The sequence below is a fragment of the Streptomyces sp. NBC_01283 genome, from assembly GCF_041435335.1.
In the GTDB taxonomy this organism is placed as follows: Bacteria; Actinomycetota; Actinomycetes; order Streptomycetales; family Streptomycetaceae; genus Streptomyces.
The window spans coordinates 7,041,435-7,055,088 of sequence record NZ_CP108430.1; the positions used below are offsets into that span (position 1 = coordinate 7,041,435).

Consider the following 13,654-nt stretch of genomic DNA (forward strand, 5'->3'; position numbering starts at 1 on the left):
CGAATAACTGATCCACTGCGTATGGATCATTCGGCCGATCCGTGATCCTTCATCTGTGTGAGGTCTCCTCGTACCGAAGTGCCGGATACACGGATTTCATCGGCGGCAGGGGCGTACGACCCGGTTCTCGCCCGGCACCCCGCTGACCTGGCCATTCCTCCCGCAACCCATTCGGCCGCACGGAATTCGACGAGCGGAATCGTTAATTCCGCTCGTGGTGTCGCCTTCCCTGACGGGAAAGCTCGTCGTACGGACCTTGCCGAATGGGTGGCCAGGAAGCCCGGGAGGGGTGATCATGAGAAGTCCAGAGCGCACTTCCTATGAGGAGGCACGGGTGGCCGAGACTCTGAAGAAGGGCAGCCGGGTAACCGGCGCCGCGCGTGACAAGCTCGCGGCAGACCTGAAGAAGAAGTACGACAGCGGTGCGAGCATCCGGGCGTTGGCCGAGGAGACGGGCCGTTCGTACGGTTTCGTGCACCGCATGCTCAGCGAGTCCGGAGTCACGCTGCGGGGACGCGGCGGGGCGACGCGAGGCAAGAAGGCCGCAGCCGGCTGACGGCTGCGGGCGGTACACCGGCTTCGACGGTGGCCACCCGGTCGATCGACTGATCGGCCGGGTGGTTACTGTGCAGTCACTTACGGGCGCGTACCTGCGTCCCGACCGACTGCACACCACCATCGGAGGCTCCTATGGTTTCGCCCGGCAGTGAACTCGGCGGATCCGCACCGGTACTCGACAAGGACGGCGTACGCCTGACTGTCGACGAGGCCGTCGCCACGGTGACGCTGGCCAACCCGGCCAAGCGCAACGCCCAATCTCCCGCGCTGTGGAGGGCGTTGGCCGAGGCAGGCCGGATGTTGCCGGGCAGTGTCCGTGTCGTCGTGCTCCGCGGCGAGGGCAAGTCCTTCTCCGCGGGCCTCGACCGACAGGCGTTCACGCCCGAGGGCTTCGACGGTGAGCCGTCATTCATCGATTTGGCGCGCGGCGACGACGACGTCCTCGACGCGACGATCGCCGAATACCAGGAGGCGTTCACCTGGTGGCGGCGCAGCGACATCGTGTCCATCGCTGCCGTCCAGGGGCATGCCATCGGTGCGGGCTTCCAACTCGCGCTCGCCTGTGACCTGCGGATCGCCGCCGACGACGTGCAGTTCGCCATGCGCGAGACCAGCCTGGGCCTGGTGCCCGACCTCACCGGCACGCACCCCCTCGTGGGTCTTGTCGGCTACGCCCGCGCGCTGGAGATCTGCGCCACCGGGCGGTTCGTCCACGCCGCCGAGGCCGAGCGCGTCGGCCTGGCCAACCTCGTCGTGCCCGCCGACCAGCTCGACGCGTCCGTGAGCGACCTCGCGGCGGCGCTGCTGACCGCCCCGCGCGACGCCGTCATCGAGACCAAGGCCCTGCTGCAGGGCGTCGCCGGTCGTACGTACGAGGAGCAGCGCACCGCCGAACGCGCCGCGCAGGGGCGCCGGCTGCGCGACCTGGCGGGGCTCGGCGACTGACCTCACTCCACCGCGGTGACCAGGACGGTCACCGAAGGGTGGTCCGGCAGCGCCGCACCGACGGCCGTACGGACCGCGAGCGCCACGTCCAGTGCGCGGTGTCCGTGGTCCGTGGCCAGCTCCACGCGCGCGTGCCGGCGCGGCAGCGAGGCGTCCGCCGTCCGGGCCTCCGCCAGGTGGACGGCGCGACCGAAACCGCCGAGGGCGCCGGTCAGCCGCCGCACGCCCGGCACATCGAGCGCGGCGCTCGCCACCCGGGCCTCGTCCCCGCTCCCGGGGGCCGCCCCCGCCCCGTCCTGCGGTGCCTTCTCCGGGGCCGCCGGTACGTCGGCCGGGGCCTGCCCCGCGTCCAGCAGCGTCGTCACGCTGAGGTCCACCTCGTCGACCACCAGGCCGAGCCGCTCCCCGGCGGCCGCGAACAGCGCCTCCCGGAGCCGGGCCGCCGCCGCGGGCAGCGGCTCGGCGGGCTCGGCCGCGAACTCCGCGGTGATCCGCAGCGGCCCCGGCGGCAGCGCGCTCGGCGGCGCCGGCACGGAGGGTGCGTACGCCTTCGAAGGATCGGCGAGCGCCACCCGCAGACCGCCGAGACGCACACCGCTCACCCGCTCCGCCGCATGGCGCAGCACCCCGTCCGCGCACGCCTCGGTCAGCCAGGAGCCGTCACCCGGTCCGCCCAGCGGGAGCACACGCCCCAGGCCGAGCTGCCGCCGTACCGCCTCGGTCCATCCGTCACCGGTCATTGCCCCAGCCTGCCGCATCCCTGGCGCGCGAGGACGTAACCGCACTTAGTGTGGGCGAAGGAGTAGATCCCCTTTCGAAAGGGACAGACGGCGATGACCGACACCGGACAGCGGAACGTGGCTCAGGAGCCCCTCGCCAAGGGAGCACCGGACGAGGCGGTGGGGAAGAGCGGCACGACCAGGAGGGGCGGCGGCGACCCCGCCACCCGGGGGCGCACCACCATCGCGGACGGCGTGGTCGAGAAGATCGCCGGGCTCGCGGCCCGCGACGTCGACGGCGTGCACGCGATGGGCGGCGGGCTCGCCAGGACCTTCGGGGCCGTGCGCGACCGGGTGCCCGGCGGCTCCGGCTCCAAGTCCGTCTCACGCGGCGTGAAGGCCGAGGTCGGCGAGGTACAGACGGCGCTCGACCTGGAGATCGTCGTCGAGTACGGGGTGTCGATCGCGGACGTCGCGCGCGACGTGCGGGAGAACGTCATCGGTGCCGTCGAGCGCATGACCGGGCTCGAGGTCGTCGAGGTCAACATCGCGGTGAGCGATGTGAAGCTCCCGGACGAGGAAGACGATGAGCCGCAAGGCCGCCTCCAGTGACAATCCCGTACGGGATCAGCCCCACCTCAGCCGCGTCTTGCTAAGGAGCGCACGATGAGCATGGCCGTGATCGGCATGGTGGCCGGAATGGCGCTCGGCTTCGCCGGGTACTTCGGCGGGTTCGGGGCCTTTTTGCTGGTGGCCGCCCTGGGCGCCATAGGGTTTGTCGCCGGCCGGTTCCTTGAGGGGGACCTTGAGGTCGGCGACTTCTTCCGTACGCGTGGCGACGACCGGCGGCGGTGAGCCGTGGCGGCTCAGGTCGGGCCCGGGGAGCGCGGCGCGACCGTGATCGCCGACCGGGTCGTCGCGAAGATCGCGGCGCAGGCGGCCCGTGAGGCGCTGACGGAGGTGCCCGCGGACTGCTCGCCGCCGCACGCGACCGTCACCGTCCGCCATGACGTCGCCCGCGTCCGGGTCAGCGTCGAGCTCGACTACCCCTCGGACATCGGCGGGCAGTGCGGTGCGGTGCGTCGCCAAGTCACCCAGCGGGTAAAGGCGTTGGCGGGGATGGAAGTGCCCGAGGTCGCGGTCCAGGTCGAGCGGCTGCACTCGGCACACGTGCGCGCCGCGAGGCAGGGGAGGACGCGATGAGCGAGGCTCAGGGGCCTCAGGGAGCGGGCGGCGGTGGTGGCACGCAGCCGCTGCCCGTCGTCGAACGCGCCGAGAGCGAACTCGACCAGTCGGCCTCCGCGGCGGCCTACGATCCGCCGCCCACGCTGGCCGACGAGACCAGGGCGACCCGCTTCTGGTCACCGCGGCGGGTTCCCGCCACCGTCCTCGCGCTGCTGGTCCTCGGCGGTGCGGGGCTGCTTCTGTACGACGTCGCGGCGGTGCGGGCCGGGCATCACGCCATGGGCTGGCGGCGCGACCTCGCCCGTGAACTCTCCGAACGGCCCCTGGACGACACGGCGGTGCTCGTCGGCGCCGGGGTGGCCGTGGCCGCCGGCCTCTGGCTGATCGTGCTCGCCGCGACACCCGGGCTCCGGGCGGTCCTCGCCATGCGGCGCGGGGACGCGGACGTACGGGCCGGGCTGCACCGGGGCGCCGCCGCGACCGTGCTGCGGGACCGGGCGATGGACGTGTCCGGGGTGCAGTCGGTGCGGGTGCGCATGACGCGCTCGAAGGTGGACGTCCGCGCGGTCTCGCACTTCCGCGAACTCGACGACGTACGAAGCGACTTGGACGCCACGCTGGCCGACGGCATCCGGGACCTGGGCCTGGCCCGCGGTCCCGCGCTCTCCGTCCGGGTGGCACGGCCGGGCAGGAAGGGCTGAGCGCGATGCTGAAGACGGTCAACCGTGTGGTGCTCGGCCTCCTCGGCCTGGTGCTCGTGATCGGGGGCGGCTCGGTCCTCGCCATCGGGCTCGGGGCATCGCCGCCTTCGTGGTGGATCCACGACGGGAAGCGTGACGTCCTGGTGAGCGACGCGGACCGGTCGCGGTGGCGGGACGAGGGCTGGTTCTGGCCCACGGTGATCGCCGTGCTCGCGGTGTGCCTGCTGCTCGCCCTGTGGTGGCTGGCGGCGCAGTTGCGGCGGCGCAGGCTGGCCGAGGTACTCGTGGAGACCGGCGACGGGGAGGGTGCGCTGCTGCGGGGGCGGGCCCTGGAGAGCGTGCTCGTGGGCGAGGCGGAGTCCCTGGACGGCGTGCAGCGGGCCGGGGTCTCCCTGACCGGGCGCCGCAACGCGCCGGAGGCCCGGGTGTCGCTGCTCATGGAACCCCACGCGACGCCCGATGAGGCACTGCACCGGCTCTCCACGGAGGCGCTGGCGCACGCGAGGGATTCGGCGGGCCTCGCCCGGCTGCCCGCGGTGGTGCAGCTGCGGGCCGTGAAGCATCGCGCCGAGCGGGTCAGTTGAGCTTTACGGTATGGGGCATGGCTCGGCCAATCGCCCCATACCGTGAGGAATCCGGCGGCTAGAATCCGTGCCGCGCCCCGCCGTCCACCGGCAGCATGACCCCCGTCAGATACGACGCCGCGGGCGACAGCAGAAACGCCGCGGTCCGCCCGAACTCCTCCGGAGTGCCGTACCGGCGCAGCGGGATGCGGGACTCGTGGCCCGCCCGCGTCGCCTCGGGGTCCGCGGAGAGTCCGTCCAGTTGCCGCACGCGGTCCGTGTCGATACGGGACGGCAGCAGTCCCACGACGCGGATGCCCCGGGGGCCGAGCTCGTCGGAGAGCGACTTCGCGAATCCCGCCAGCCCCGGCCGCAGACCGTTGGAGATGGTCAGCCCCGGGATCGGCTCGTGCACTGAGGCGGACAGCACGAAACCGATGACACCTCCCTCGCCGAGCTCCGCCGCCGCGGAGCGGGCCAGCCGCACCGCTCCGAGGAAGACCGACTCGAAGGCCGACTCCCACTGCTCGTCCGTGTTGTCGGCGACGAAGCCGGGCGCCGGCCCGCCGACGCTGATCAGTACGCCGTCGAAGCTCCCGAAGTGCTCACGCGCGGCGGCGATCAGCCGGCCCGCGACGGCCGGATCGGCGTTGTCGGCGGCGATGCCCCGGGCGTTGTCGCCGAGTTCGGCCGCCGCCTCGGCGACCGTCTTCTCGTCCCGGCCGGTGATCAGTACCTTCGCGCCGTCCGCGACCAGCGCACGCGCGGCGGCGTTGCCCAGGCCACGGGTGGCACCGGTGATGACGTAGACGCGGTCCTTCAGTCCAAGATCCATGGCTCTATCCTGCCGCCTCGCCACAGTGGAACGCGAGGCCCGCTAGACGGCGGCCGGCGTCGACTCCGTCGCGGGCGCCGCCTCCGCGGCAGCCGCGCGGCGGTCGCGGACCTCCCTGCGCACCAGGACCACCCAGCCGATGGGCACGCCCGTGCAGAACAGCCACCACTGCACCGCGTACGCCATGTGCGGGCCGATGTCGCCGTGCTCGGGCTCGCCGATCAGCTGGGGGGAGCCGCCCGGGGGCTCCGGCGAGGTCAGCTCGACGTACCCGCCGAGCACCTCCTTGCCGAGGCTGTGCGCCTGCTGCCCGCTGCTGATCAGCATGATCTGACGGTCCGGCAGTCCTTGGACGTCCTTGATGCCGCTCTGCGCGGACGTCTCGTCGGCCATCAGCCGGCCGGTGACGGTGATCTTGCCCTTGGGTGCGGCGGGGATCTTGGGGAAGGCGGTCTGCGGTCCGTTCGCCGGGATCCAGCCCCGGTTGACCAGCAGGACCTTGCCGTCGTCGAGGACGAACGGGGTCAGGACGTGGAAGCCGATCTCTTCGTCGGCGTTCGTGCGGCGCCGCACGACGACCTCGTCCTTCGTGTCGTACGTCCCGTGCGCGCTCACCCGGCGGTAGTGCTCGGAGCGGGTGACGGAGTGCCCGGGGGAGGTCAGCCGCTCGGCCGGCACCGGCTTCGCGTCGAGCGCCTTGGCGATCTCGGCGTTCTGCGCGACGCGGTGCTCGTGGCGGTGCAACTGCCAGAAGCCCAGCTCGATCATCGTGGGGATGAGAACGAGGGCGATGAGGGTGAGGATCACCCACTGCCGGGACAACAGGAAGCGGTACACCCCACGAAGGTACAACTCGGTCGTGGGGTGCACGGGGGTGGGGTACTCCGGAACGGGTCCGCGAGGGCCGTGAAGGGCCGCGCGGGGCCCTGGGGGCCCTCGGGATCCCGGGGAGGAGCGGGGTCACACCCTGTCGACGATGCCCACCTGCCCCTCCGCCCGCGAGCAGTGCGCACCGCAGTACCACTTCCCGTCGGCCTCCACGCCCTGGCCGATGATCCGGCAGCGGCAGTGCTCACAGATGGGCGCCATGCGGTGAATGGCGCAGGAGAAGCAGTCGAAGACGTGCACCGCCCCTTGGGCATGCACCTCGAACGACATGCCGTAGTCGTTTCCGCAGACCTCGCAACGTGCCATGCGCCACAGGGTGGGACGCGAGGCGCCCGCATGCGAGCAAGCAGGCGGGCGCCGGGCCGACAATTCACCCGTCTGACGCTGCGGGCGGCTCAGCCCTCCGCCGCCGGAGCGACGTCCTGGAGGAGCTGGCCGAACGCGGCCTCGTCGATGACGGGCGTCCCGAAGGAACGCGCCTTCACGGTCTTGGAGGTGCCCGAGTCCGGGTCGTTCGTGACGAGCAGGCTGGTCAGCCGCGACACGCTCGTCGCGATGTGCAGCCCGGCCTCGACCGCGCGGTCCTCCAGCAGCTCGCGCTCGGTGGAGGTGTCGCCGGAGAACGCGACCCGCATGCCCTGTTGGAGCGTTTTGCCCGGTTCGTACCGACCGGGGTTGGGGTAGGGGCAGGCGGGCCGCTTGCGCGAGGGGCGCCAACTCGACGGGCCGAACGAGGAGTACGACGAGGCCGCGGAGCCCGGGCCGGTGGGTTGACGGACGATCCGGGACGCGCCGTCGGACCACTCGGTGAGCGGACGGCACTCCAGGAGCGGCAGCCGCACCCCGCCGCCGGCCGCGGCCTGGAGGCTGGGGCGGAAGGCCTCGGCGAGCACGCGCGCGTCGTCGAGCGCGTTGTGCGCGTTGCGCTGTTCGACCCCGAAGTGCGCGGCGAGCGACTCCAGCTTGTGGTTGGGCAGCGGGAGCCGCAGCTCCTTGGAGAGGGCGATCGTGCACAGGCGATGGCGCACGGGGGCGGTCAGCTCGGCCCGAGCGTACTCCCTGGCGATCATCGACCAGTCGAAGACGGCGTTGTGCGCGACCAGGACGCGGTCGGCCAGGCGCGCGGCGAACTCCTCGGCGATGTCCTTGAAGAGCGGCGCGTCCGCGAGGAGCTCACTGGTGAGGCCGTGGATCCAGACGGGCCCGGGGTCGCGCTGGGGATTGACCAGCGTGTACCAGTGGTCCTCCACCTCCCCCTGGGCGTCCACGCGGTAGACGGCAGCCGACACTATGCGGTCGTCGCGGGCGAGACCTGTGGTCTCGACGTCGACGACCGCGTACCCCGATGGGTACGCGGCCGGCCAGGAGGCTGCGGACGCTGCGGTCGTCTGGTCTTCGAGCATGGTCCCTGAGGATACGGGCCACGACTGACAGTCAGGTCCCCGGTCCGCCACGCGGGTCGGCCGCGTGGCCGATTCGGTCGCCGTCGGGTGTGCTCCCGCCGGCCGCGGGACCCAGAAGTCCGGACACCAGTGCCTTCACCGAGAGGGTGAACAGCGCCTCGGGGTCGACGGGTCGGGCGAGCGCGCGGGCGAGTGCCGGGTCCTGTTCGGCCGTCCGCGCGCCCCACAGTTCTTCCTCGCCGGGGCTCTGCACGGGGGCGCGTTCGCGGTTGCGCTCGACCAGGACATGACCGACGACGTGCACCTGGACGGCGCGTACGGCGTCGGCGGCGCGGGTGCCGCGCAGGCCCGCCGCGTGCACCTCGTGGACCAGGACCTGCTGGGCGGGCAGGAACATCCGCTCGGTGAGGCCGCGTTCGTGCACCATCGCGACGAGGTGCGGATGGTCGCGCAGCCGCCGGCGCAGGGCGCGCGCGACGGAGACGATGCGCCCGTCCGGCGTGCGGCCGGCGGGACGGATGTCGCCCAGGTCGGCGAGGGTGCGGTCGACGAGGGCGTCCAGGAGCGACTCGCGATTGCCGACGTGCCAGTAGATCGAGGTGACGGCGGTGCCGAGCTCGGCGGCGAGCCTGCGCATCGTCAGGGCCTGCGGGCCGTGCTGCTTGACGAGCGCCGTGGCGGCGGCGAGCACCTGTTCCCGGTCGAGATGACCGCGTTCCCGGTCCGGATGCGTACGCGTCTCTTCACTCTTCACGAGTCCTGTTGTAACTGTGTTACAGAACCGCCCGCAAGACCTCATGCAGTCCTGACGAAGGGTGGTACGACATGGCACGCGTACGGTACGGAGCGCGCACCGAGGCGGAGATCGCCGCGGCGCGCACCGCGAGTTCGAAGCTTCCCGACATCTGGTCCACGGGTGTGGTGGCCGTCTGGGAGAGCGATCCGGATGCGGTGGCGGCCGTCCTGCCGCCTCCGCTGAAGCCCACGGCCCGGCCGCTGGTGCGGGCCAACATCAGCAAGGTCGACCTGCCCGGCTATCCGCTCGGCGCGGGCTCGGTGGCCGTGGCCGCCGAGCACGACGGGGTGGCGGGCTGGTATCCGCTCGTCATGCCGATGACCCACGAGCGGGCCCTGATCGGCGGGCGTGAGGTCTTCGGGGAGCCGAAGAAGCTGGGCGAGGTCGAGGTGGAGCGCGACGGCCTGGTCGTCCGCGCCTCGCTGGCCCGGCACGGCATCGCCTTCGTGGAGGTGCGCGGCGCGGTCAGCGGGGACCTGCCGATCCCGGAGCCGGTCCAGAAGACGGACTTCTACTTCAAGTTCCTTCCCGCGGTGGACGGTTCGGGCTTCGACGCCGATCCGGTGCTCGTGCACTGCGTGCGCAACGAGAAGGTCCGCAAGCTGGAGGGCATCACCGGGGACGTCGTCCTGCGCGAGTCGATGTACGACCCGGTCGCGGATCTCCCGGTGCGCGCGGTCGTCGAGATCACGATCGGCGAGAAGACCACCGACCAGAAGGGCCGGGTGGCCGAGCGGGTCAGCGCGCAGGCGCTGCTGCCCTACATCCACCAGCGCTACGACGACCCGCAGCAGATCCTCGACGGCCCGCCCGAGGGGAGCCTCTGAGATGGAGCTGCGGGAAGGGCAGGTCGCCGTCGTCACGGGTGCGGCGAGCGGCATCGGCCTCGCCATGGCGCGCCGGTTCGCGGCGAGCGGCCTCAAGGTGGTCCTCGCGGACGTCGAGGAGGGCGCCCTGGAGAAGGCGGCGGCCGGGCTGCGCGAGGACGGGGCGAGCGTGCACGCGCGCGTGGTCGACGTCGGCTCGCGCGAGCAGGTCTTCGCGCTCGCCGACGCGGCGTACGAGACGTTCGGCGCCGTCCATGTGCTCTGCAACAACGCGGGCGTCGGCTCGGGGGCCGAGGGCCGCATGTGGGAACACGAGCCGAACGACTGGAAGTGGGCCTTCGAGGTCAACGTGTGGGGCGTCTTCCACGGCATCCAGGCCTTCGTGCCCCGGATGATCGCGGGCGGCGAACCCGGCCATGTCGTCAACACCTCGTCCGGCGACGGCGGCATCGCGCCACTGCCGACCGCGTCGGTGTACGCGGTCACCAAGGCGGCCGTGGTGACGATGACGGAGTCGCTGTACGCGCATCTGAAGGCGGAGCACGCGCGCGTGGGCGCCTCCGTGCTCTTCCCGGGGCCGCACATGCTGCGCACCGGACTGTGGGAGTCGCACCGCAACCGCCCTGAGCGGTACGCCAAGTCCCGCCCGCGCAAAACCCCTTACCGCAGCCTCGACCAGTGGGAGTCCGCGATGAAGGAGGCCGGCCAGGAGGTGGAGTTCACGCCCGTCGAGCAGGTCGCGGACTTCGTGGCGGAGGGGATCGCGGCCGACCGCTTCTGGCTGCTCCCTCAGAGCGAGCACAGCGACCGGCAGATCAAGGCCAGGTCGCGGTCGATGCTGGACCGCGCGAACCCGGCGTATCTGGAGAGCTTCATTCTGGACTGAAGGGCACGTGATGACCGACCAGGATCCTTACCTGATCATCTCCTCCGACTGCCACGCCGGGCTCCCCACCGAGGAGTACCGGCCCTATCTCGACAGCCGCTTCCACCGTGACTTCGATCAGTTCCTGGGGGAGCGCGACGCCCGCCGCGCGGAGGCGACCCGGCTCGGCATCCGCAACGACGCGTTCGCCGCCAAGTGGTTCCAGGACAACGAGGAGGGCCTGCGCGGCGGCTGGGAGACCGCGCAGCGCCTCAAGGAGCTCGACGGCGACGGGGTGGCCGCCGAGGTCGTCTTCCCCGACGCGGACGCCGTGGACAGCCAGACGGCGGCGCCCTTCGGGGTGGGCCTCGGCCTCTCCGGGGACCAGGACCCGGAGCTCGGCATGGCGGGTGCGCAGGCGCACAACCGCTGGCTCGCCGACTTCGTGTCCGAGCACCCCGAACGGCACTGCGGTGTCGCCCTGTTGCCCATCACCGGAGAGGTGGACCGGGTCGTCGCGGAGGTCCACCGGGCCAAGGAGTCCGGGCTCGGCGCGCTGATGATCCCCTCCATGTGGGTCGACAAGGCGCCCTACCACGACCGGCGTTACGACCCCGTGTGGGCGGCGGTGGCCGAGTGCGCGATGCCCGTGGTGACCCACTCAGGGGCGGCGCCCCGGCACGAGTACGGCGACCACCTGGGGATCTACGTCTCCGAAGTGACCTGGTGGCCGGCGCGGCCCCTGTGGTTCATGCTCTGGTCGGGCGTCTTCGAACGTCACCCGGGGCTGAAGTTCGGCGTCGCGGAGTCCGGCTGCTGGTGGCTGCCGAACCTCCTGTGGTTCATGGACCGCCTCTACCTGGGCGCGCACGGCGGCAAGAAGCTCTCCCCGTTCGCCGAGCTCAAGCGGCCCCCGCACGAGTACCTGGACCGGCAGCTCTTCATCTGCGCCACCAACACCAAGCGCCGCGAACTCGCCCAGCGCTACGAGATCGGCGTCGACAACATCCTCTGGGGCAGCGACTTCCCGCACCCCGAAGGGACCTGGCCCGACACGCGCGCGTGGCTGAGGAAAACCTTCCACGACATTCCGGTGGGGGAGACCCGCCGGATGCTGGGTCTCGCCGCGGCCGAGGTCTTCGGCTTCGACATCCAGAAGCTGGCGCCGCTGGCCCGCAGGATCGGCCCGACGCCCGCCGAACTAGGCCAGGCCACCGACGACGCGGGCCGGGCGGCCGTCGAGGCGTCCTGGGCGCGCTCGCGCGACGTGGGCCGCCACTGGCTGACCGACCACGACTTCCCGGTACTGGGGGCGGACACATGAGTCCAGAGCGCATGACCGAAGACCACATGACCGAAGAGCGCTACACCGTCATCTCGGCGGACTGCCACGCGGGCGCCGATCTCCTCGACTACCGGCCCTACCTGGAGTCCCGCCACCACGACGCGTTCGACGCGTGGGCGGCCACCTACGTCAATCCGTACGAGGACCTGCTCGCCGACACCGCGGACCGCAACTGGAACTCGGACCGCCGCGTCACCGAGCTGGAGCAGGACGGCATCGTCGCCGAGGTCGTCTTCCCGAACACCATCCCGCCCTTCTTCCCGAGCGCTTCCCTGATGGCGCCGGCGCCCACCCGGGAGGAGTTCGAGCAGCGCTGGGCCGGCCTGCGCGCCCACAACCGCTGGCTCGCCGACTTCTGCGCGGCGGCGCCGGGGCGCAGGGCGGGCGTCTTCCAGATCCTCCTGAACGACGTGGACGCGGCCGTCAAGGAGATCCACTGGGCTGCCGACGCGGGCCTGCACGGGGGTCTTCTGCTGCCAGGGACACCGCCGGGCAGCGGGCTCCCGGAGCTCTACTCGGCGGCGTACGACCCGATCTGGGCGGCCTGCGCCGAGCGCGGTGTGCCGGTCAACCACCATGCGGGGTCGGCCTCTCCGCCGCTGGGCGACGAGCCGGCCGCGCGGGCCGTCTTCATGGTGGAGACGACGTGGTTCTCGCACCGGGCGCTGTGGCACATGGTGTTCGGCGGTGCGTTCCGCCGCCATCCGGAGCTGCGGCTCGTGCTCACCGAGCAGGGCTCGGGGTGGATCCCGGGCGTCCTCGACATGCTGGACTACTACCACGGTCGCCTGGTCGCGGCGGCTTCGAGGACGGGCACCGCCGAGTCGAAGTTCGGTGCGGGCCTCGCCGATTCGATGGGCAAGGGACCGTCCGAGATCTGGCGCGAGAACTGCTTCGTCGGGGCGAGCTTCATGCGCCCGCACGAGGCGCGGATGAGGGACCGGATCGGCCTCGACAAGATCATGTGGGGCAGCGACTACCCGCACGACGAAGGCACGCACCCGTTCTCGCGCGAAGGCCTCCGCATCGCCTACGCGGGCCTGCCGAAGGACGAGATAGCCGCCATGGTCGGCGGCAACGCGGCCCGGGTCTACGGCTTCGACCTGGAGCGGCTCGGGGTGGTCGCCGCGCGCGTGGGACCGACGGTCCGGGAACTGGACGAACCCCTCAAGGAGACACCGGCGGGCGCGACGAGCCCGGTGTTCGCCTCCGGAGGGTCGGTACGCGTCTGGTGACGGCGTGCCCCTGCCGGATTCGCCCACCCGGGGGTGAGACCCTCCCCGGGTGAGCGATCAGGTGGCTGGACACGACGAAGCACATGGCGGCGCGCTCGCCTCCCGCCTCAACTGGCTGCGGGCGGCCGTGCTCGGGGCCAACGACGGCATCGTCTCGACGGCGGGCCTGGTCGTCGGCGTGGCGGGCGCCACGGGCGACCGCAGTACGCTGCTCACGGCCGGACTCGCCGGGCTGCTCGCCGGGTCGATGTCCATGGCCGCGGGCGAGTACGTCTCCGTGTCCACCCAGCGCGACTCCGAGAAGGCCGCGCTCGCCATGGAGAAGCGCGAGCTGCGGGAGCAGCCCGAGGCGGAACTGGCCGAGCTGACCGGCCTGTTGGAGCAGCGCGGCCTGAGCCGTGAGGTGGCGCGCGAGGCGGCGGAGCAGCTCACCGAGCGGGACGCGCTGCGGGCGCACGCGCGCGTGGAGCTCGGCATCGACCCCGACCAGCTCACCAACCCCTGGCACGCCGCCTGGGCCAGTTTCGTGGCCTTCACGGTGGGTGCGCTCCTCCCGCTGCTCGCGATCATCCTGCCGCCCGCCGACTGGCGCCTCGGGGTCACCGTCGTCTCGGTGCTCGGCGCGCTGGCGCTCACCGGCTGGAGCAGCGCGCGGCTCGGCTCGGCGCTGGTGCGGCCCGCCGTCCTGCGCAACATGGCGGGAGGAGCGCTCGCCATGGCGGTGACATATGGGGCGGGTGCGCTGCTCGGGGCGGTCGGTGTCTAGCCGGCGCTCAAGCGTCCGCTTTT

Annotated in this window: 18 protein-coding genes; 12 read left to right on the forward strand and 6 right to left on the reverse strand. The window is 72.0% G+C overall.

Going from position 1 to position 13,654, the window contains the following annotated elements; genetic code table 11:
- Nucleotides 1-334 precede the first annotated feature (334 nt).
- Nucleotides 335-556: a helix-turn-helix domain-containing protein gene (locus OG302_RS31880; RefSeq protein ID WP_249590717.1), complete on the forward strand. Its 222-nt coding sequence runs from the start codon at nucleotides 335-337 to the stop codon at nucleotides 554-556.
- Nucleotides 557-690: 134 nt separating this feature from the next.
- Complete coding sequence (locus OG302_RS31885) at nucleotides 691-1,503, forward strand: enoyl-CoA hydratase/isomerase family protein (protein WP_361826160.1); 813 nt, start codon at nucleotides 691-693, stop codon at nucleotides 1,501-1,503.
- A gap of 2 nt (nucleotides 1,504-1,505) precedes the next feature.
- On the opposite strand, the gene OG302_RS31890 is transcribed toward OG302_RS31885, so the two are convergent.
- Nucleotides 1,506-2,243, reverse strand: coding sequence for a nucleopolyhedrovirus P10 family protein (locus tag OG302_RS31890; protein WP_371529926.1), 738 nt, complete (start codon nucleotides 2,241-2,243; stop codon nucleotides 1,506-1,508).
- A gap of 93 nt (nucleotides 2,244-2,336) precedes the next feature.
- On the opposite strand from OG302_RS31890, the gene OG302_RS31895 reads away from it, so the two are divergent.
- From OG302_RS31895 to amaP, 5 genes are read left to right on the forward strand one after another with little or no spacing between them, the layout of a single operon-like run.
- Nucleotides 2,337-2,834, forward strand: a complete 498-nt coding sequence (locus OG302_RS31895; RefSeq protein WP_371529927.1) for an Asp23/Gls24 family envelope stress response protein — start codon at nucleotides 2,337-2,339, stop codon at nucleotides 2,832-2,834.
- A gap of 54 nt (nucleotides 2,835-2,888) precedes the next feature.
- Nucleotides 2,889-3,077, forward strand: coding sequence for a hypothetical protein (locus OG302_RS31900; RefSeq protein ID WP_361826151.1), 189 nt, complete (start codon nucleotides 2,889-2,891; stop codon nucleotides 3,075-3,077).
- Between the two features lie 3 nt (nucleotides 3,078-3,080).
- Nucleotides 3,081-3,425, forward strand: a complete 345-nt coding sequence (locus tag OG302_RS31905) for a hypothetical protein (protein WP_371529928.1) — start codon at nucleotides 3,081-3,083, stop codon at nucleotides 3,423-3,425.
- The gene (locus OG302_RS31910; RefSeq protein ID WP_371529929.1) at nucleotides 3,422-4,108 is read left to right on the forward strand and encodes a DUF6286 domain-containing protein; all 687 of its coding nucleotides are present in this window, start codon (nucleotides 3,422-3,424) and stop codon (nucleotides 4,106-4,108) included. The genes OG302_RS31905 and OG302_RS31910 overlap by 4 nt, the downstream gene beginning before the upstream one ends.
- 5 nt (nucleotides 4,109-4,113) lie before the next feature.
- Complete coding sequence (gene amaP, locus OG302_RS31915) at nucleotides 4,114-4,692, forward strand: alkaline shock response membrane anchor protein AmaP (protein WP_371529930.1); 579 nt, start codon at nucleotides 4,114-4,116, stop codon at nucleotides 4,690-4,692.
- 58 nt (nucleotides 4,693-4,750) lie between these two features.
- Here the strand turns inward: amaP and OG302_RS31920 are convergent, their stop codons facing one another.
- The 5 genes from OG302_RS31920 to OG302_RS31940 form a co-directional block, all read right to left on the reverse strand.
- The gene (locus OG302_RS31920) at nucleotides 4,751-5,506 is read right to left on the reverse strand and encodes an SDR family oxidoreductase (RefSeq protein ID WP_371529931.1); all 756 of its coding nucleotides are present in this window, start codon (nucleotides 5,504-5,506) and stop codon (nucleotides 4,751-4,753) included.
- A 42-nt stretch (nucleotides 5,507-5,548) separates the two neighbouring features.
- A complete protein-coding gene (locus tag OG302_RS31925) occupies nucleotides 5,549-6,343 on the reverse strand; it encodes an SURF1 family protein (RefSeq protein WP_371750294.1) in 795 nt (264 codons plus the stop codon).
- A gap of 123 nt (nucleotides 6,344-6,466) precedes the next feature.
- Complete coding sequence (locus OG302_RS31930; protein ID WP_361826137.1) at nucleotides 6,467-6,700, reverse strand: hypothetical protein; 234 nt, start codon at nucleotides 6,698-6,700, stop codon at nucleotides 6,467-6,469.
- 89 nt (nucleotides 6,701-6,789) lie between these two features.
- On the reverse strand, nucleotides 6,790-7,797 hold the full coding sequence (locus tag OG302_RS31935; protein ID WP_371529932.1) for a DEDDh family exonuclease: 1,008 nt from the start codon (nucleotides 7,795-7,797) through the stop codon (nucleotides 6,790-6,792).
- Between the two features lie 31 nt (nucleotides 7,798-7,828).
- Nucleotides 7,829-8,551 (reverse strand): TetR/AcrR family transcriptional regulator, encoded by a 723-nt coding sequence (locus OG302_RS31940; protein WP_371529933.1) that lies wholly within the window; start codon nucleotides 8,549-8,551, stop codon nucleotides 7,829-7,831.
- Nucleotides 8,552-8,622: 71 nt separating this feature from the next.
- On the opposite strand from OG302_RS31940, the gene OG302_RS31945 reads away from it, so the two are divergent.
- The 5 genes from OG302_RS31945 to OG302_RS31965 are packed head-to-tail and all read left to right on the forward strand — an operon-like array spanning nucleotide 8,623 to nucleotide 13,631.
- Nucleotides 8,623-9,420, forward strand: a complete 798-nt coding sequence (locus tag OG302_RS31945; RefSeq protein ID WP_371529934.1) for an acetoacetate decarboxylase family protein — start codon at nucleotides 8,623-8,625, stop codon at nucleotides 9,418-9,420.
- A gap of 1 nt (nucleotide 9,421) precedes the next feature.
- Nucleotides 9,422-10,306 (forward strand): SDR family NAD(P)-dependent oxidoreductase, encoded by an 885-nt coding sequence (locus OG302_RS31950; RefSeq protein ID WP_371529935.1) that lies wholly within the window; start codon nucleotides 9,422-9,424, stop codon nucleotides 10,304-10,306.
- A 10-nt stretch (nucleotides 10,307-10,316) separates the two neighbouring features.
- A complete protein-coding gene (locus tag OG302_RS31955) occupies nucleotides 10,317-11,609 on the forward strand; it encodes an amidohydrolase family protein (RefSeq protein ID WP_371529936.1) in 1,293 nt (430 codons plus the stop codon).
- A gap of 26 nt (nucleotides 11,610-11,635) precedes the next feature.
- Nucleotides 11,636-12,865, forward strand: a complete 1,230-nt coding sequence (locus OG302_RS31960; protein ID WP_371750295.1) for an amidohydrolase family protein — start codon at nucleotides 11,636-11,638, stop codon at nucleotides 12,863-12,865.
- 49 nt (nucleotides 12,866-12,914) lie between these two features.
- On the forward strand, nucleotides 12,915-13,631 hold the full coding sequence (locus OG302_RS31965) for a VIT family protein (RefSeq protein WP_371529937.1): 717 nt from the start codon (nucleotides 12,915-12,917) through the stop codon (nucleotides 13,629-13,631).
- Nucleotides 13,632-13,654: the final 23 nt, after the last annotated feature.

What these genes read in the sequence shown, in the direction of transcription:
- OG302_RS31885 (WP_361826160.1), top strand. Translation starts at nt 691, where the DNA reads ATGGTTTCGCCCGGCAGTGAACTCGGCGGATCCGCACCGGTACTCGAC.
- OG302_RS31890 (WP_371529926.1), bottom strand. Translation starts at nt 2,243, where the DNA reads ATGACCGGTGACGGATGGACCGAGGCGGTACGGCGGCAGCTCGGCCTG.
- OG302_RS31895 (WP_371529927.1), top strand. Translation starts at nt 2,337, where the DNA reads ATGACCGACACCGGACAGCGGAACGTGGCTCAGGAGCCCCTCGCCAAG.
- OG302_RS31900 (WP_361826151.1), top strand. Translation starts at nt 2,889, where the DNA reads ATGAGCATGGCCGTGATCGGCATGGTGGCCGGAATGGCGCTCGGCTTC.
- OG302_RS31910 (WP_371529929.1), top strand. Translation starts at nt 3,422, where the DNA reads ATGAGCGAGGCTCAGGGGCCTCAGGGAGCGGGCGGCGGTGGTGGCACG.
- amaP (WP_371529930.1), top strand. Translation starts at nt 4,114, where the DNA reads ATGCTGAAGACGGTCAACCGTGTGGTGCTCGGCCTCCTCGGCCTGGTG.
- OG302_RS31920 (WP_371529931.1), bottom strand. Translation starts at nt 5,506, where the DNA reads ATGGATCTTGGACTGAAGGACCGCGTCTACGTCATCACCGGTGCCACC.
- OG302_RS31930 (WP_361826137.1), bottom strand. Translation starts at nt 6,700, where the DNA reads ATGGCACGTTGCGAGGTCTGCGGAAACGACTACGGCATGTCGTTCGAG.
- OG302_RS31935 (WP_371529932.1), bottom strand. Translation starts at nt 7,797, where the DNA reads ATGCTCGAAGACCAGACGACCGCAGCGTCCGCAGCCTCCTGGCCGGCC.
- OG302_RS31945 (WP_371529934.1), top strand. Translation starts at nt 8,623, where the DNA reads ATGGCACGCGTACGGTACGGAGCGCGCACCGAGGCGGAGATCGCCGCG.
- OG302_RS31950 (WP_371529935.1), top strand. Translation starts at nt 9,422, where the DNA reads ATGGAGCTGCGGGAAGGGCAGGTCGCCGTCGTCACGGGTGCGGCGAGC.
- OG302_RS31955 (WP_371529936.1), top strand. Translation starts at nt 10,317, where the DNA reads ATGACCGACCAGGATCCTTACCTGATCATCTCCTCCGACTGCCACGCC.
- OG302_RS31960 (WP_371750295.1), top strand. Translation starts at nt 11,636, where the DNA reads ATGACCGAAGAGCGCTACACCGTCATCTCGGCGGACTGCCACGCGGGC.